The 17,207-nt window shown below is 57.1% G+C and carries 18 protein-coding genes; 8 read left to right on the top strand and 10 right to left on the bottom strand.

Features of this window, described 5'->3' with window-relative positions:
• Positions 1–20: 20 nt before the first annotated feature.
• From CBW22_RS19535 to paoA, 5 genes are all read right to left on the bottom strand, one after another.
• Positions 21–308, bottom strand: coding sequence for a type II toxin-antitoxin system RelE family toxin (locus tag CBW22_RS19535; RefSeq protein ID WP_058770149.1), 288 nt, complete (start codon positions 306–308; stop codon positions 21–23).
• On the bottom strand, positions 305–556 hold the full coding sequence (locus CBW22_RS19530) for a type II toxin-antitoxin system Phd/YefM family antitoxin (protein WP_088517619.1): 252 nt from the start codon (positions 554–556) through the stop codon (positions 305–307). Before CBW22_RS19530 ends, CBW22_RS19535 begins: the two co-directional genes overlap by 4 nt.
• A 131-nt stretch (positions 557–687) precedes the next feature.
• Positions 688–2,877, bottom strand: coding sequence for an aldehyde oxidoreductase molybdenum-binding subunit PaoC (gene paoC / locus CBW22_RS19525; protein ID WP_088517618.1), 2,190 nt, complete (start codon positions 2,875–2,877; stop codon positions 688–690).
• Positions 2,874–3,830, bottom strand: a complete 957-nt coding sequence (locus CBW22_RS19520; protein WP_088517617.1) for an FAD binding domain-containing protein — start codon at positions 3,828–3,830, stop codon at positions 2,874–2,876. The genes paoC and CBW22_RS19520 overlap by 4 nt, the downstream gene beginning before the upstream one ends.
• Complete coding sequence (gene paoA / locus CBW22_RS19515) at positions 3,827–4,447, bottom strand: aldehyde dehydrogenase iron-sulfur subunit PaoA (protein WP_088517616.1); 621 nt, start codon at positions 4,445–4,447, stop codon at positions 3,827–3,829. Before paoA ends, CBW22_RS19520 begins: the two co-directional genes overlap by 4 nt.
• Before the next feature lie 236 nt (positions 4,448–4,683).
• On the opposite strand from paoA, the gene CBW22_RS19510 reads away from it, so the two are divergent.
• From CBW22_RS19510 to CBW22_RS19490, 5 genes are all read left to right on the top strand, one after another.
• Entirely contained in the window at positions 4,684–5,610 is a 927-nt protein-coding gene (locus CBW22_RS19510) for an aminoimidazole riboside kinase (RefSeq protein ID WP_088517615.1), read from the top strand.
• Positions 5,611–5,739: 129 nt separating this feature from the next.
• The gene (locus CBW22_RS19505) at positions 5,740–7,296 is read left to right on the top strand and encodes a carbohydrate porin (protein ID WP_441339121.1); all 1,557 of its coding nucleotides are present in this window, start codon (positions 5,740–5,742) and stop codon (positions 7,294–7,296) included.
• A 64-nt stretch (positions 7,297–7,360) separates the two neighbouring features.
• Positions 7,361–8,731, top strand: a complete 1,371-nt coding sequence (locus CBW22_RS19500) for a sucrose-specific PTS transporter subunit IIBC (RefSeq protein WP_088517613.1) — start codon at positions 7,361–7,363, stop codon at positions 8,729–8,731.
• The gene (locus CBW22_RS19495) at positions 8,731–10,140 is read left to right on the top strand and encodes a sucrose-6-phosphate hydrolase (RefSeq protein WP_088517612.1); all 1,410 of its coding nucleotides are present in this window, start codon (positions 8,731–8,733) and stop codon (positions 10,138–10,140) included. The genes CBW22_RS19500 and CBW22_RS19495 overlap by 1 nt, the downstream gene beginning before the upstream one ends.
• A gap of 29 nt (positions 10,141–10,169) precedes the next feature.
• Positions 10,170–11,180 (top strand): substrate-binding domain-containing protein, encoded by a 1,011-nt coding sequence (locus CBW22_RS19490; RefSeq protein ID WP_058758751.1) that lies wholly within the window; start codon positions 10,170–10,172, stop codon positions 11,178–11,180.
• Between the two features lie 24 nt (positions 11,181–11,204).
• Here CBW22_RS19490 and CBW22_RS19485 read toward each other — a convergent pair whose 3' ends face one another.
• Positions 11,205–11,909: an MgtC/SapB family protein gene (locus CBW22_RS19485; RefSeq protein ID WP_088517611.1), complete on the bottom strand. Its 705-nt coding sequence runs from the start codon at positions 11,907–11,909 to the stop codon at positions 11,205–11,207.
• Between the two features lie 387 nt (positions 11,910–12,296).
• Here CBW22_RS19485 and CBW22_RS19480 point away from each other — a divergent pair, with 387 nt between their 5' ends.
• Positions 12,297–12,989, top strand: a complete 693-nt coding sequence (locus CBW22_RS19480; RefSeq protein ID WP_088517610.1) for a hypothetical protein — start codon at positions 12,297–12,299, stop codon at positions 12,987–12,989.
• A 425-nt stretch (positions 12,990–13,414) separates the two neighbouring features.
• Here CBW22_RS19480 and CBW22_RS19475 read toward each other — a convergent pair whose 3' ends face one another.
• Complete coding sequence (locus tag CBW22_RS19475; protein WP_441339122.1) at positions 13,415–13,666, bottom strand: hypothetical protein; 252 nt, start codon at positions 13,664–13,666, stop codon at positions 13,415–13,417.
• Positions 13,667–13,743: 77 nt separating this feature from the next.
• On the opposite strand from CBW22_RS19475, the gene CBW22_RS19470 reads away from it, so the two are divergent.
• A complete protein-coding gene (locus tag CBW22_RS19470; protein ID WP_088517608.1) occupies positions 13,744–13,896 on the top strand; it encodes a SymE family type I addiction module toxin in 153 nt (50 codons plus the stop codon).
• 39 nt (positions 13,897–13,935) lie between these two features.
• On the opposite strand, the gene CBW22_RS19465 is transcribed toward CBW22_RS19470, so the two are convergent.
• The 3 genes from CBW22_RS19465 to CBW22_RS19455 all read right to left on the bottom strand — a co-directional run bounded on the left by CBW22_RS19465 (position 13,936) and on the right by CBW22_RS19455 (position 16,137).
• Positions 13,936–14,184: a hypothetical protein gene (locus tag CBW22_RS19465; protein ID WP_088517607.1), complete on the bottom strand. Its 249-nt coding sequence runs from the start codon at positions 14,182–14,184 to the stop codon at positions 13,936–13,938.
• A 2-nt stretch (positions 14,185–14,186) separates the two neighbouring features.
• Positions 14,187–14,639 carry a hypothetical protein gene (locus tag CBW22_RS26820; protein ID WP_254919546.1) on the bottom strand — a complete coding sequence of 151 codons (453 nt, stop codon included), beginning with the start codon at positions 14,637–14,639 and terminating at the stop codon, positions 14,187–14,189.
• A gap of 421 nt (positions 14,640–15,060) precedes the next feature.
• Entirely contained in the window at positions 15,061–16,137 is a 1,077-nt protein-coding gene (locus CBW22_RS19455) for a LacI family DNA-binding transcriptional regulator (protein WP_088517606.1), read from the bottom strand.
• A gap of 195 nt (positions 16,138–16,332) precedes the next feature.
• Here CBW22_RS19455 and CBW22_RS19450 point away from each other — a divergent pair, with 195 nt between their 5' ends.
• Positions 16,333–17,154, top strand: coding sequence for an ABC transporter substrate-binding protein (locus CBW22_RS19450; RefSeq protein WP_058759175.1), 822 nt, complete (start codon positions 16,333–16,335; stop codon positions 17,152–17,154).
• The last annotated feature ends 53 nt before the right edge of the window (positions 17,155–17,207 follow it).

Genomic DNA, 17,207 nt, shown 5'->3' with positions numbered 1-17,207 from the left:
CAGAGGGCCGGCGTCACGCGTTAGCGCATTCTGTCACTGGCAAGATGATAAACGTCGCTGCGCTCGCGTTTACCCACCGCGACCACGGCGATGATCAACTGGTCATCAATCACCTGATAAACCAGGCGAAACCCGGAAGCCCTGAGTTTAATTTTGTAGCAGTCTTTAATGCCACGCAATTTGGCTGAGGGGATATGAGGATTTTCACAACATTTTTTGAGCTTTTTGGCAAACTGCTGCTGAATGGCTTTATCCAGCTTATGCCACTCCTTCAGGGCTTCTTCCCTGAACTTAACTGTCCATGTCACAGAAAGCTGTCCAAATCCACGTCAATCAGCGGCTGCTGGTGGCGTTCAGTTACCTTTTTAACCAGTTCCTGATCGTCCAGCGCTTCCAGCATTTGCTCGTAAAGTTGTGCGGGAACACAATAAAAGGCGGGCTGATTACGATTGAGAATCGCCACCGGCAAGCCTTCTCCCGCATTGACGGTCGCCATAGGATTCTTTTTTAATTCACTGACGCTGGCGCTCATATCGCTGAGAATGATGTTTGGCATACGTCTCTCCAGACTGGTTAACAGGTCTCAATATTATCAGATTGATGACCTGTTAACCAGTCCTGACGGCTTAGCCACTTACGCTTTTCCACCCTCCGCCAGCCAGCATGCCCTGGCGGAGGGGACCTGCATCACGGCTGATCGGGCAGCGCGGCGAGTAACTTATCCAGCGTCACCGGATAGTCTCTCACTCGTACGCCGGTGGCATTGTAGACCGCATTAACCAGCGCAGCACCGACGCCACACAGCCCCAGTTCACCGACGCCTTTGGCTTTCATCGGCGAAGAGACCGGATCGGTGTCATCGAGGAAAATCACCTCCTGCTCAGGCACATCGGCGTGTACCGGCACTTCATAGCCTGCCATGTCGTGATTGACGAAGTAGCCGAGCCGGGTGTCCACTGCCAGCTCCTCCATCAGCGCGGCGCCGAGGCCCATGGTCATCGCGCCGATCACCTGACTGCGCGCGGTTTTGGGGTTAAGGATGCGCCCCGCAGCACACACCGCCAGCATACGCCGCACGCGCACTTCACCGGTGGCACTGTCGACCGCCACTTCAACAAAATGGCCGGCAAAAGTGGATTGCTGGAAGGTTTTGTCCAGATCGCCGAATTCCATGGTCTCTTCCGCCATCAGCGGACCCGCCGCAGTGAGCGGCAGGCGCTGCCCGCTGGCGTGAACGTGCCCATCGGCAAACTCTGCGCTTTCTGCATCCAGACCCAACTGAGCGGCAACCTTCTCGCGTAGCCGGACGCAGGCCGCATACACTCCGGCCGTGGAGGTGTTGGCTCCCCACTGGCCACCCGAACCCGCCGAGACAGGAAACGCCGAATCGCCGAGCCGCACGCTGACCTGCTCAATTGGCACGCCCATCATCTCGGCTGCCGTCTGGGCGATGATGGTATAGCTGCCGGTGCCGATATCGGTCATGTCGGTTTCGACGGTAATTGTGCCTTGCGCATCCAGCTGCACGCGCGCGGCAGAGGGCGCCAGCAGGTTGTTACGAAAACCGGCTGCCACGCCCATGCCCACCAGCCAGCGCCCCTCGCGCCGTTGCCCGGGTTTAGCACAGCGCTCCGCCCAGCCAAATTTGCTGGCGCCGGTGCGCAGGCATTGCACCAGCTGGCGGCGTGAAAAGAAGCGCTCCGGATGCAGCGGATGGACCTGTGTATCATTGATGATGCGAAACTCAACCGGGTCGATACCGGCGATGGCAGCCATTTCATCCATGGCAATCTCCAGCGCCATCAGACCGGGCGCTTCACCCGGCGCACGCATCGCGTTGCCCTCGGGCAGATCGAGTTCGGCGAGGCGCAACCCGGTAAGCCGATTGGCGGCGGCGTAGAGTAATTCAGTCTGCTGCACCGCAGTTTCCGGCGTTCCGCCCGGCAGATTACCGGACCAGCTTTCATGGGCAATGGCGGTGAGATGGCCATGCGCATCGGTAGCTAATCGGATGCGCTGCCGCGTTGCTGGCCGGTGCGTGGTGTTGTTGGGAATCATCGGGCGCGGCACCATCACTTTCACCGCGCGTCCCACGGCGCGCGCACCCAGAGCCGCCAGCAGCGCATCGCTTCGTAAAAAAAGTTTGCTGCCGAAGCCACCGCCGACGTAAGGAGAGAGCACACGCACCTTTTCCATCGGCATGTCGAGCGTGTGCGCCAGGTCGGTGTGGCACCAGTTAATCATCTGATTCGAGGTCCAGACCGTCAGGTGATCGTCCTGCCACAGCGCCATGGAAGCATGAGGCTCCATCGCCATATGGCTTTGATCGGGCGTGGTGTAGGTGGCGTCCAGCGTAAAGGCTGCGCTGTGCAGGGCAGCATCGACGTCGCCCAATGTTTTATCCGGCTCACCTTCGGGTGACGTTGTCACCTCTGGCTGGGCCGCTGCGAGATCGTAAGCCCCCGTTTCAGCCTGGCAGTTAACCTTAACCAGCTGCGCGGCTGCACGTGCCTGCTCAAAGGTCTCCGCCACCACCAGCGCCACGGCCTGGTGATAGTGTTCGATTTTATTATTCGCCAGCAGCGTCGCGGTATTGCGCTCTGCCTTGTTGAGCTTGCCGGCGGTTGCTCCGGTGACGATGCCGAGCACGCCCGGTGCCTGCGCCGCGGCGTGGGTGTCAATCGAGAGAATATTGCCTTTGGCAATTGGCGCGCCGACCACATAACCGTAGGCTGCATCCGGCGCTTCAGCGTGCCATTCATAGGCGTAATGCGCCGAGCCGGTGGTTTTTAACGGCCCGTCGATGCGTGCCAGCGGTTGGCCGACGACGCGCTGCTGGTCGATAGGATTGGCGGTTGCTGGTGTGTCAAATTTCATGCGTTGCTCCTCGCTTCCGCGATCGCTGAGGCGAGCGTGCGCTGCGCCAGCAACAATTTGTATCGGTTGGCTTCAGTGGGACGTGCATCAGCAAACAGCACATCGCAGACCGCCTGCGCCCCGTGAGGAAGTTCAGCATCCGCCGCCGTGCTGCGCCACGGCTGATGGGCCACGCCGCCGACGGCCACCCGGCCGCCACCCTCAGGCAGGATAACCGCTGCTACTGAGACCAGCGCAAAGGCGTAAGAAGCGCGATCGCGCACCTTACGGTAAATGTGCGTGCCACCCAGCGGTGCAGGCAGGGTAACCGCGACGATCAGCTCACCCGGCTGCAGCACGGTTTCGATGTGCGGCGTGTCGCCCGGTGCGCAGTAGAATTCAGCGATGGGAATAGCGCGCTGGCTGCCATCAGGGCTGACGGTTTCAATCACCGCATCCAGCAGTCGCATCGCCACCGCCATATCGCTGGGATGGGTGGCAATACAGGCTTCGCTGACACCCACTACCGCATTCTGGCGGCTGAATCCTTCGCGTGCGGCACAGCCCGTACCGGGCTGACGCTTATTGCAGGGTTGATTAACATCGTAAAAATAGGGACAGCGCGTGCGCTGCAGCAGGTTGCCGGCGGTGGTGGCCTGATTGCGCAGCTGGCCAGAAGCGCCTGCCACCAGCGCGCGCGTCAGCACGGCATAGTCGCGCCGGATGCGCGCATCTGCCGCCAGATCGGTGTTGCGCACCAGCGCACCAATACGTAAGCCGCCCCCGGCGGTGGGTTCAATGCTGTCCAGCGCCAGTCCGTTAACATCAATCAGGTGCGACGGGGTTTCAATTTCCAGCTTCATCAAATCGAGCAGATTGGTACCGCCGGCGATAAAGCGTGCGCCCGGATGCTGCATCGCGCTGCTGGCGGCCTGTGCAGGCGTCGCAGCCCGTTCAAAGGTAAAGGCTCTCATGCTTTCTGGCCTCCGGCGTACTCTTCAATGGCGGCAAGAATGTTGGCATAGGCGCCGCAGCGGCAGATGTTGCCGCTCATGCGCTCACGAATCTCTTCATCGCTCAGCGCTGGCGCGGCGGTCAGATCGCCCGTGACATGGCTGGGAATGCCCGCCGCAATTTCCTGCAGCACCGCCAGCGAGGAGCAGATTTGCCCCGGCGTGCAGTAGCCGCACTGATAGCCGTCGTGGCGGATAAAGGCGGACTGCAGCGGATGCAAATCTTCGGGCGTGCCGACGCCTTCAATGGTGGTCACTTCGGCATCCTGCTGCATCACCGCGAGAGTGAGGCAGGCGTTGATGCGCCGGCCATTGACCAGCACGGTACAGGCGCCGCACTGACCGTGATCGCAGCCTTTTTTGGTGCCGGTCAGGTGTAAATTTTCGCGCAGCGCGTCCAGCAGCGTGGTACGTGTATCCACGTTAAGCTGCTGAGGTTCGCCGTTCACCTGCAGCGTGACCGGCACCGTGACGGGGGCCGGCGCGGCGGAACCGGCACCGGCTGTCAGCCGGGCTCGCTCTGTCTCTTCCTGCTGCGGTGAATACCGCTGCGTCTTCTCATCACGTGGGTTGCTCATGCCTTTGCCTCCGGACAAGTGGCGAAATGAAATCTCAATGACACCGATTTTTATAAGGTTTTGGAAAACTTTAAGCATAGACGTCAATACGCAGACGACCATGCGGCAGGGCAAAACCGATCCCAGCAACGGACAAGTCTGAAGCCTGTCGGAGTGTTCACGGTGACAAATACCCGCATTCATGATTAATATGCCTGCTTTGCTAAACCGTTTTAGCGATCAAGTGAGACTGAATCATGATGAAACGTATCTGGTGTCTGGGTGATGCCGTAGTGGATTTGCTGCCTGATGACGCAGGCCGTTTGTTGCAGTGTCCCGGTGGCGCACCCGCTAACGTGGCAGTGGGTATCGCCCGGCTGGCGGGTAACAGCGGATTTATCGGACGGGTAGGCGACGATCCTTTTGGCCAGTTTTTGTGTCAGATCCTGGCGCAGGAAAAGGTGGATGTTTCCCACATGCGCAAAGATGCGCAGCAGCGTACCTCCACGGTGGTCGTGGCCCTGGATGAGCAGGGCGAGCGTACCTTCACCTTCATGGTGCGCCCCAGCGCCGACTTATTTCTCACGCCAGACGATTTACCGCGGTTTCAGTGTGGCGAGTGGCTGCACTGCTGTTCGATTGCGTTACTCGCCGAGCCGTCGCGCACGGCGGCGTTAACCGCCATGCAGCGCGTGCGCGAGGCAGGTGGTTTTGTCAGCTTCGATCCGAATATCCGTCTTGATTTGTGGTCCGATGCGGCGGAGTTGCTGCAATGCCTCAGTGCGGCCCTGCAACGGGCGGATGTGGTGAAGCTCTCCGTGGAAGAACTGGCCTTTATGACGGACACCACCGACATTGACAGCGGCATCGCGCAACTGACGCAGCGCTTCTCTCTTAAATTGTTGTTAGTCACACAGGGCAGCGCTGGCGTGCGTGCTTATTTTAATGGCCGGCAAACTCACTATTCCGCGCGCGCGGTGATCAGCGTGGATACCACCGGTGCCGGCGATGCCTTCGTGGCGGGACTGCTGTGGGAACTGGCGCAGCGGGGTCTGCCGGCGGATGAAGCGCAGCTGGCGGCCTGCCTGCGCACGGCGCAGGTATGCGGGGCGCTGGCCACTACCGCCAAAGGCGCGATGACCGCGTTACCCAACTATCAACAGCTACAGCAGCACAGTATCTGACCCCGCCGTTTTCCCTGTTTTGCGATGTATCTCACATCCACTAAATCGGTTTAGCAAAATCCATTGCGCTTTAAAAAATGGCACCGCTATGATGCGGTGCCTAAACCGGTTTAGCAAAAAATACATCTGATGATAGCCTTGCCTCAGGGATGCAAAACAGTGAAAAAAAGCATAATCGCTATAACCCTTAGTACCGTATTAGGCTCAGGCCCAGCCTGGGCGGCAGACGACATGAGCAGTATTGAAGCGCGTCTGGCGGCGATGGAAAAACGGCTGGCCGCAGCTGAACAGCGTGCCAGCGTGGCGGAGCAGCGCGCGCAGGCGGCGGAACAGCAGGTGCATAAGCTGGCTGCGGTGCAGCAGCAGAACCCGACGCCGGTTGCCGTGGCACAGACCGAACCGCAGGCCGCTCAGCCTGTTGCGCCCGCCGCCAGCAGCGAGTCAGAGGGCTTTGAGTTTCATGGCTACGCACGCTCCGGCCTGTTGATGAACAGTTCCGCTGCGAAAACTCAGGGCGGGCCCACCGTCACGCCAGCCGGTGAGACCGGCGGTCACGTCGGGCGGCTCGGCAATGAGCCGGATACCTACGTTGAACTTAACCTCGAACATAAACAAACGCTGACCAACGGTGCCACCACGCGCTTCAAGGCGATGCTGGCCGACGGACAGCGCACCTACAACGACTGGACTGCCGCCAGCAGCGATCTCAACCTGCGTCAGGCGTTTGTCGAACTGGGGCAGCTACCGACCTTCACCGGTGCGTTCAAAGACTCCACGGTGTGGGCCGGTAAGCGTTTCGACCGCGATAACTTCGACATCCACTGGATCGATTCCGATGTGGTGTTTCTCGCCGGAACCGGGGCCGGTATTTACGACATGAAGTGGGGCGATGACGCCCGCAGCAACCTGTCGATTTATGGCCGCACCTTCGGGGACATCGAAAATAACGACAACACCGCGCAAAACTACATTCTGTCGCTGAATAACTTTGTCGGGCCGCTGCAGCTGATGGTGAGCGGCATGCGCGCGAAAGATAACGATCAGCGCACCGATATTGACGGCAACCGCGTGAAAAGTGATGCCGCCAGTGACGGTGTGCACGCCCTGGTCGGATTGCACAACGACAGCTTCTACGGCCTGGGTGAAGGTTCAGCGAAAACCGCGCTGCTGTACGGTCATGGCCTCGGCGCAGAGGTGAAAAGCATTGGTTCCGACGGCGCGCTGTTGCCGCAGGCGAATACCTGGCGGCTCGCCAGCTACGGCATGACGCCGCTGGGTGATGGCTGGCACATCGCGCCGGCGCTGCTGGCGCAGAGCAGCAAAGACCGCTACGTCAAAGGCGACAGCTATGAGTGGGCCACCGTGAACCTGCGCCTGATTCAGGAATTCACGCAGAACTTTGAGATGCAGTATGAAGGCTCATATCAGTACATGGATCTGCGGCCTGAAGGCTATAACAATCGCCAGGCCGTTAGCGGCAACTTCTACAAGCTCACCGTCGCCCCCACGCTCAAAGCCAGCGACGTTGGCGAATTCCTCAAGCGTCCGGAAATCCGCCTGTTCGCCAGCTGGATGGACTGGGATCATCGTCTGGATAACTACGCCAGCGATGACGCCTTTGGCAGCACCGGCTTTAAGTCCGGTGGCGAGTGGAACTTTGGCGTGCAAATGGAAACCTGGTTCTGATGAAACGGCCCGCGTGCGGGCCGCTTAGCGCATGATGGCATAACAACCAAAAACAGAGGTTACTATGGATTTTGTTACTCTTTCCCGGTCGCTGCTGCCGCTGCTGGGAGGTCGGGAAAATATCGCCAGTGCGGCGCACTGTGCCACACGTTTGCGCCTGGTGCTGGTGGATGACGCCAAAGCCGACACCGCCGCGATTGGCAAGCTGGAGGGCGTGAAGGGCTGTTTTCGCAATGCCGGACAGCTGCAGGTGATTTTTGGTACCGGCGTGGTGAATAAAGTGTATGCCGCGTTTATCCGCGAAGCTGGCATCAGTGAAACCAGCAAGTCGGAAGCGGCGGATATCGCCGCGCGCAAGCTCAACCCGTTTCAGCGCATTGCGCGTCTGCTGTCGAACATTTTTGTACCGATCATCCCGGCGATTGTAGCCTCTGGCCTGCTGATGGGGCTGCTCGGCATGGTTAAAACCTACGGCTGGGTTAACCCCGACAACGCGCTGTATATCATGCTGGATATGTGCAGCTCAGCGGCCTTTATCATCCTGCCGATCCTGATTGGCTTCACCGCGGCGCGTGAGTTTGGCGGTAACCCGTTCCTCGGCGCCACGCTCGGCGGCATCCTGACCCATCCGGCGCTCACCAACGCCTGGGGCGTGGCGGCCGGCTTCCATACCATGAACTTTTTCGGTATCGAAGTGGCGATGATCGGCTACCAGGGCACGGTGTTTCCGGTGCTGCTGGCGGTGTGGTTTATGAGCGTGCTGGAGAAGCAGCTGCGCCGGGTGATTCCGGACGCGCTGGATCTGATCCTGACGCCGTTCCTGACGGTAATTATCGCCGGCTTCGTTGCGCTGCTGGTGATTGGTCCGGCAGGACGGATGCTGGGCGACGGTATCTCATTCGTCCTCAGCACGCTGATTGCCCATGCCGGCTGGCTGGCCGGACTGGTGTTTGGCGGGCTTTACTCTGTTATCGTGATCACCGGCGTGCACCACAGCTTCCATGCGATTGAAGCCGGGCTGCTGGGCAATCCGGCAATTGGCGTCAACTTCCTGCTGCCGATTTGGGCGATGTCTAACGTGGCGCAGGGCGGTGCCTGTCTGGCGGTATGGTTCAAAACCAAAGATGTGAAAATCAAAGCCATTTCGCTGCCGTCAGGCTTTTCAGCGCTGCTGGGTATTACCGAGGCGGCGATTTTCGGTATCAACCTGCGCTTTATGAAACCCTTTATCGCCGGCCTGATTGGCGGCGCGCTGGGCGGTGCCTGGGTAGTGTCGGTGCATGTGTATATGACGGCTGTCGGTTTGACCGGTCTGCCGGGCATGGCGATTGTGCAGGCCAGCTCGTTGCTTAATTATGCCATTGGCATGGTGATCGCGTTCAGCAGCGCATTTATGATCTCTTATCTGCTCAAATACAAAACGGACGCGGAATAATGGCGGCTTCTACATTGTTACCCGATATTTTACAGGCGGTGATGCGCGGTCAGCCGCGCGCGCTGAGCGACCCGCATTATCCGGGCTGGCATCTGGCGCCCGTCACCGGATTGCTTAACGATCCGAACGGCTTTATCCACTTCGCCGGGCGTTACCATCTGTTCTATCAGTGGAATGCACTGGGCTGCCAGCATCAGCATAAATGCTGGGGCCACTGGAGTTCAGCCGATTTGCTGCACTGGCAGCATGAACCCATAGCGCTAATGCCGGATGAGGAGTATGACCGCAGCGGCTGCTATTCGGGCAGCGCCGTTGATGATAATGGCGCGCTGACGTTGATTTATACCGGCAATGTGAAGTTTGCCGATGGCGCGCGCACCGCCTGGCAGTGTCTGGCGGTGCAGAATGCGCAGGGCGGCTTTGACAAACTCGGGCCGGTGATCGCGCTGCCCGACGGCTATACCGGACACGTGCGCGACCCGAAAGTGTGGCGGCATGGCGAGCACTGGTTCATGGTGCTGGGTGCGCAGGATCAACAAAAGCAGGGCAAAGTGTTGCTGCTGCGCTCGGCGGACCTGCGGCAGTGGCACAATCTGGGCGAGATTGCCGGCAGCGGCCTGAACGGGCTGACGGCAGCCAGTTATATGTGGGAATGCCCGGACATGTTTACCCTCGGCGATACCACCTTCCTGATTTGCTGCCCGCAGGGGCTTGCCCGGGAACAGCACCGTTTTCTCAATGCGCATCCCAGCGCGTGGCTGTCCGGCGATCTTGATTACGCTAACGCCCGCTTTAGCCATGGCGAATTGCATGAGCTTGACGCCGGTTTCGAGTTTTACGCGCCGCAAACCACGCTAACCGCCGACGGACGCCGGCTGCTGGTGGGCTGGATGGGCGTGCCGGATGGCGAGGAGATGCTGCAGCCTACGGTGGCCAATGGCTGGATCCATCAGATGACCTGCGTGCGCGAACTGGGCACGCGTGATGGCCGGCTGTTCCAGCGTCCGGTTACTGAACTGCAGGCGCTGCGCAGCGCTGAACAGCACTATCAGGGCCCGGCAGATGATGCGCCGGTCATTGATGCGCAGCGGCTGGAGTTACTGCTGAGCGGGCAGGGCGACATCACCCTGGATTTTGCCGACCAGCTACGGCTGGAGTGGCGCGGCGACGGGCTGCGGCTCGCGCGGCGCAGTCTGGCAAACGGCGAGTGGCAGTTCCGTTACTGGCGCGGCGCGGTGAGTCAGCTCCAGTTACTGTGCGATCACTCCAGCGTCGAGATTTTCATTAATGAAGGGGAAGGGGTGATGAGCAGCCGCTACTTCCCGGCGCATCCGGCGCAATTAACCCTGACCGGACACGCAGAAGTGACGGCGCGCTACTGGTCGTTGCGGCCGTGCATGGTAGAATAAGTCATTGTTTCCTTAACCGATGCACTGACGTGAGAAAAACCAAACGCGTTACCATAGCGGATATCGCCGCGCTGGCGGGGGTGTCCAAAGCCACCGCCAGCCTGGTGCTGAATGGCCGTGGCAAAGAGTTGCGCGTGGCGAAAGAGACGCGCGAACGGGTATTAACGCTGGCGCGCGAACATCACTATCAGGCCAGTATCCACGCGCGCTCGCTGCGCGATAATCGCAGCCATACGCTGGGTTTAGTGGTGCCGGAGATCACCAACCATGGTTTTGCCGTGTTCTCGCACGCGCTGGAAAATCTGTGTCGTGAGGCGGGGTTACAGCTGCTGATCTCCTGCACTGACGAGAACGCCGGGCAGGAGCGGGTGGTGGTGGATAATCTGGTGGCGCGTCAGGTGGATGGGCTGATTGTGGCGTCCAGCATGTTAAGCGACAGTGACTACGTCAAACTGAGCGATCAACTGCCGATTGTGCTGTTTGACCGCTACGTTAATGATACGCAGCTTCCGCTGGTGATGACCGATTCGGTCACGCCGACTGCTGAGCTGGTGGAACGGCTGGCGCGTGCCAATCCGGATGAGATTTATTTCCTCGGCGGTCAGCCGCGTCTGTCACCCACCAAAGACCGTCTGGCCGGTTTTATGCAGGGTCTTGAGCGGGCAGGTGTGACGCCACGGCCGGAGTGGATCATTCACGGCAACTATCACCCGAGCAGCGGTTATGAAATGTTTGCCGCACTGTGCGCCCGGCTGGGGCGTCCGCCTAAAGCGATTTTTACCGCCGCCTGCGGTCTGCTGGAAGGGGTATTGCGCTACATGAGCCAGCATCACCTGCTGCACAGCGACATCCGCGTGGCCAGCTTTGACGATCACTATCTGTATGACTCACTGACACTGCCGATCGATACCGTTGAACAGGATGTGCCGCGCCTGGCGCAGGAGTGTTTTACGCTGCTCACTACCATGATTAACGGCGATGACCCCATCAGCCAGCATACCGTGCTGCCGGCAACGCTGCGGCTGCGCTTTGGCAGATAGCGCAGCCGCATTGCGTTTGATGAATTAATCGGTTTCTGGCTCACACACCTGCCATCTGACCGAGCTGACGCCTTTTTCCAGGCTGATGCGGCTGACCAGATTTTCCAGCTGATCGGTCAGGCTGGGTTTACCCAGCACCTCCGCATTCACCGCCATGCGGTGTGAGGGTTCCAGATCCTCACTGTGCAGGGATTGCAGCCGCAGACCGCTGCCGCCAAGGCTATGCAGCATCAGGCTGCGCACCTGTACCTCATCGGCCGCCAGACAGATGATCTGCACTTTGTAATACTGGCTGACGTCTTCCGCAGTAATGATGCTCTGCCGATTGATGCCCTGTGCCAGCTCGCGCAGCAGGATGTTGGCGCACAGAATAACCACGCAACCGATGCCTGCCTCCAGCAACAAGCCCATGCTGCAAAGAACGCCAATCGCCGCGGTACACCACAGCGTGGCGGCGGTGTTAAGGCCGCGCACATTCAGGCCATCGCGCATGATGACGCCACCGCCAAGAAAGCCGATGCCGGAAACCACATAGGCGGCGACGCGCGAGGCATCTGCGGCAATTCCCGGTACGCTTTGCGTCATCAGCACAAACAAACAGGCACCGGTGCTAACCAGCGCATTGGTGCGCAGCCCGGTCAGGCGCTGGCGCAGCTGGCGCTCGCTGCCAATCAGCGCGCCCAGAACCAGCGCGACCGTGACGCGCAATAAAAAGATTTTCCAGTCCATGTCAGACCTCACTCCATCACCGCCGGGCAATGGATATGCAGAGTTATAAGAATGGATTACAGCGGGGCCAGACAGAACGCAGGAAAAAGGGGGAGGGAAATCCACCGTCTTAACGCAGGGCTAAGACAGCGATGAGGCTATCTCAGCATCGGCACCGATTGTAATCGTGTGGGACAGGTGTCCAATTGTGTATCCTCATCAGTAAAAATTTCGCCGGCATTGTAAACGCTTTGATCCGTCAGAGCGAAGACAAATCGCGCATCGTTTAAGCGGGGTTGAATAGGCATGAGATAATCACGCGTTTGCACCACAATCAGGCTGGAGTATCTGCTAAAAAACGTTTCATAATTAATTATCAGCGCTCATCCAAATACCCTAAGGTCTGACATGCAACCAATCAGTCTGCAAACCCGGTACCGTTCTGCAAACGAGAACACCATTGCGCTGTGGGCGAAAAATGCAGGCATCGGGAACATCCGTGAAGAGAATTACTACGATCCGGTAAAGCTGGCGCTTGCCGCAGGGATAAAGCCGTCAGTTTCCTTACCGGTGTTACGTCTGCTTGATGAATTGCAACGACTCACACAGGCTGATCCGCTTGCCGATACCTTGCCAGTGCAAGGTCTTCATTTTACTTTTTTGCCTCTGACTTTGCCGCTTTACAACATCAATGAGCCTTTACCAGCGAAAGTGGCGCAACTGACCACGATCTGGCAGGAATTTGCTGCGAAAAAAATCGTTATCCGGGATCTGCGCTTAGTGGCGTTGCCCAGTCAGTTATTGCTTGCGGGTATACCTGATACGCCTGCGATTGCCATGCGCCAGTCATTATGCGACAAGGTTCTGGATTCAGACTGGGAAAATGAATTGCTGATGCGGCATGGCAACAGCCCGTTGCCGGCACCATTCTGGCACAGCACGCTACTGCGCTACAGCGCTGACTTTTTACCCGCAGTTTTGCGTCGATTCTTTTATGAACGTCAGGACATCAATTTTGGTGCGGTGGCGGGAGATCTGATACTGGCGAAGACTAACTACAACTGGACGAAGTGTTATCCGTTATTGCCGGCGAGGATTTGAAGAATGATGAGTGCGCCATAACTGGCAGCCATTAAACTAATGGAGCTGTGTGTGGATACTATTGATTTACCTTTCGGGCTAAAGTGCGCATAATCATGATTATGTTAAATAAGATATCTGATCACGTATATCAATCCTTCAGTTTCGCCCTTCACGCCTCTTAACAGGCCCACAACGCATTCCACCACGGCTACACTATGTGAAAACTTATCCCACCGGTCCGTTTGATGGACACCACGGCGTTATCCTGGTGCGCATCAATGCGCACCCTACAGCTGACTGCCCGTTTAGCACCTGTTTGCTGTGCTGATGTCGAGAAACTCCTCAAATGGTGATTATCCAAAAAACATATGTTGTCTGTTGCCGAAGGAGATTAGGACAGAAAATCCCGCCAGCTATGGGCCTGAAAGTAAAAATTATAGAAACTAATTCAGGTGAGCTTCGATTCGCTTACACAAAAACTCATAGAAGTTATTCGCATAATGCAGTGAATTCCCTGAGGGTAGCTTCTGAAATATTGGACACTCTTCATCTTTAAGTTGCGAGTAGTCAAAATAGAATTTTTCACCAAAATCAGTTTCACTTACAACGAGTTGTTTTTCTTTTGCCTTGCCATTTTTCACATCAGTTAAATTCTGATAAACAATATCTCCACCACAGACATCCTTAAAATTTATGCCATAGATACTATATATTTCCTCGCCACCAATTTCGCCGCCAACATACTCCTTTAAAAAACCTTAGACGTTATACCGTGGGATATATCCGCGACCACCTGAAGCATCAGCCGTCACCGTCCATCACCCTGCGCGGCCACTGGATGGCTGAGCTGGGATTTGATACCGGGCAGAAGGTCGAGGTGATCACCACACCGGGGCAGATGATCATCTGGCTGGCGGCTGAGTGATAATGTAAAAATCCCGGCTCGATGGCCGGGATTTATTAGCTATTCATCCAGTGATTTTAACCAGTCTATAAAATCATCTGTCCCATAGAGGTAGTCACGGTCTGTCGAAGGAATATCTACTGCACCTAAACATTCCAGAGTTTTCCAAACAATTTGGTCTGTCACTCTGATTTCCTCATCATCTATGATTGAAAAAGCCCATTCAGATACCTGTGAACGACTTACAACACCTGCATTAAGCTGCTGTATTACTTCCTTAAGCATTTCCCTGTTTGGAAGAATATTCATAATTATCTCCACCCTTGGTAGTTACCATCAGCATCAAAAATATGATGATTTTTTTCATCAGTAACAGGCTTAGGCGCAACACTTCTCACATTGCCTGAATGATCCAACGTCTCATACCATGTTCGGGTTTGCCCAGTTGCTGGATCCCACTCCCGTACTAATCTAGCTCCTACCATTTCGCCTTGAGTTTTAGCCGGTGTTGTATTTCCGTAAAATCTAAAGCGCACATCTTCTAACGGTTTGGTACCACCTGTGCCCCACAAATCTGCTACTGCTTTATAGGCAGGATCGCTCTGTACGCGCGCATTAAACTCATCTTTCGAGAGGTTTGCGTATTCAGGATGTTCTTTAAGCAGGCGGTCAGAGGTTTCTTTTTCCGCCGCATCCATTTTGTAGGCTTTTAAGTCGCCGACAACACTTCCAGCCAGCTCTTGCACGCCCTTCGCAAAAACCATCTGGTTGGTAACTTTCTCCTTGTCGAAAATGTCGTGTGCTGCGCTAACTCAAATCAAAAGAGAATCGCTTTATAACTGCTGGCAAGCGCTGAAATTTATCCGGGGTTATTACAACCATCTCATTAATCATAGCGCTGGATTTAAAACTTACCCACTCTGACAAATTAATGAAACGAGGGTATCTGCTTGATTACGCCTATGCAGGGTTATCCAGGTGCGCATGAATTTACACCCTACGAGATATCGCACAACTGAATGTGTTACCGGTGTGCATGAATGCGCACCCTGCGAGGCATCGCACAATTTACTGTTTCTCTGAGGCGTATGAAGAAACAAAACCGCGCCGTTTTCTGTAGGGGCGCCATTCATGGCGACCAAAAAAGCAGGGAGAAATTCCACAAACCCTCCGCCGCACATTGTATCACCGGGCCGACGGATTTTCCCCCACTGAGCCGCGCACCACCATCCAGCTGTCAAACGCGGGTAAGACGCCGGCGGATTGCTGGCGGATGTGGCAAATCAACCGGCGCGCGGCTTCGCGACCCATTTCATACACCGGCTGGGCGACCACGGTCAGCGGCGGTGACATCAGCTCGGTCCAGGGAAAATCGTCGTACATCACAAAGGAGATATCTTCGGGTACGCGCAGGCCGCGTTTGGCCAGACCGCGCAGGATGCCCATCGCAATCAGGTTATCGGAGGCAATCAGCGCGCTGGGCGGTTCGGCGAGCGCCAGCAGTTCAGTCAGGATCTGCTCAATGATGGCTTCGCTGAGTGCATTAAGCCGAATCAGCGCTGGATCCAGTTCCTTACCTGCGGCCCGGTAGGCATCAATCATTCCGCTAACACGTTGCGCCACCGGCGTTGGGCCCAGCGTGATTGCCGGCGAATACGGTGCAGCGCTGCGCATGCTGGAGAGATAAGCAATACGCTGATGTCCGGCCGCCAGTAACAGCTCCGTCGCCTGTTTGGCCACTGCGACAAAGTTTGCCTGGATGGTCTCCACTTCCATCCCCTGCACTGCCCGGTCGAACATCATTAATGAACGCCCTTCTGCCAGCACCTGGCGAAGATGTTCGTTATCCTCAAACAATGAGCTGCACGGCGCGACGATGATGCCATCGACGCGCTTATCCAGCATCACGCGCACGGCTTCCCGTTCCTCGTCCAGCGTTTCATCGCTGTTACTCAGCAGCAGGTGAAAGCCCGCCTGGCGCGCGACGTCGGCCATGCCGCGCAGCGCGAGGCCAAAGTGCGGGTTTTCAATGTCGCCGACAATCACCCCGATGGTATTGGAGCGGCCGGTGTTCATGCTGCGCGCCAGCTCGTTCGGTCGGTATCCTAGCGCTTCAGCAGCCTGATTCACCCGCATCTGCACGTCTTCACTGACGGAACCATACCCGCCCAGCGCGCGTGCCGCCTGAGCTTTTGAAACATTGGCGGCGCGGGCGACGTCGGCAACGGTCGGACCGCGTGAACGAGCATTTTCATTGGTCATAATTATTTCGAATCACAAGTTGATAACAACATAATTGACGCTGCTGATAGCGTGTGCTTAATATCAGTATATCCGAATGAGACCGGTCTCACAACCAGAGCCGGTTTCATTTTGCCCCGCGTTGAGACCGGTCTCAATAACAATAAACCGGCTCGGCGAACTCTGAAGTTTCACCTGCACAGACGGAAGAGCCTTATGACATCGCACAAACGTTTCAATCACCTGACCGCCGCCCTGTTCGGCACGGCAATGCTGGTTTCCGCCAGCTGGAGCGCCCATGCCGCCAGCGACAGTAATCCCTGGGGTTTGATCGAACCCGGTCATCTCCGCGTTGCCAGCCTTGGCGACGCGAAGCCCTACACCTTCACCGATAAAAACGGCAACTTCACCGGCTTTGACGTCGAATTCTTCAAAAATGTGGCGCATCGCATGGGCATCGATCAGGTGGATTTTATCGGTCAGGACTTCTCCGCCATTCTGCCGGCAGTGGCAAATGGCCAGTATGATGCCGGCGTCGCCGCGATTGGCATCACCCCGCTGCGCGAAAAAACCGTCGATTTCTCCACCGGCTATCTTGCGGGCTATCTGACGGTGCTGACTCGCAGCGATTCCGGGGTGAAAAACGTAGAAACCCTGGCGCATAAACGGCTCGGAGTGATTCAGGGCACGCTGCAGGAGAACTATGCGCTGCAGCACTTCAAACAGACCGATCTGGTGCGTTTCCCCGATAACAACGCAGCGGTGTCCGCGCTGAATAACGGCACGCTGGATGCTATGTTCCTCGACTACGAAGCCGCCAAAGATTATGCCACCCGCTTTAAGCTGGTCACGGCGGCGAACATCCCTTCATTTGACGCGCCTGCGGGTGTCGCCATCGCCAAAGGCAAGCCCGAGTTCAAAGCAGCGCTGGATAAAGCCATCAAAGCGGCGATGCAGGATGGGACCTGGAAACAGCTGTACCAGAAGTGGTTCCCGGGTTCGCCAATGCCGCAACAGTATCTGCCCGGCGGCCAATAACCCTGCGCATCGTTATGCGTGAGACTGCATCCGGTGACGGCGCATGTCCGTCA

The sequence above is a fragment of the Pantoea sp. VS1 genome (assembly GCF_002207995.1).
In the GTDB taxonomy this organism is placed as follows: Bacteria; Pseudomonadota; Gammaproteobacteria; order Enterobacterales; family Enterobacteriaceae; genus Pantoea; species Pantoea dispersa.
This window is presented reverse-complemented; position numbering and strand designations above follow the sequence as displayed.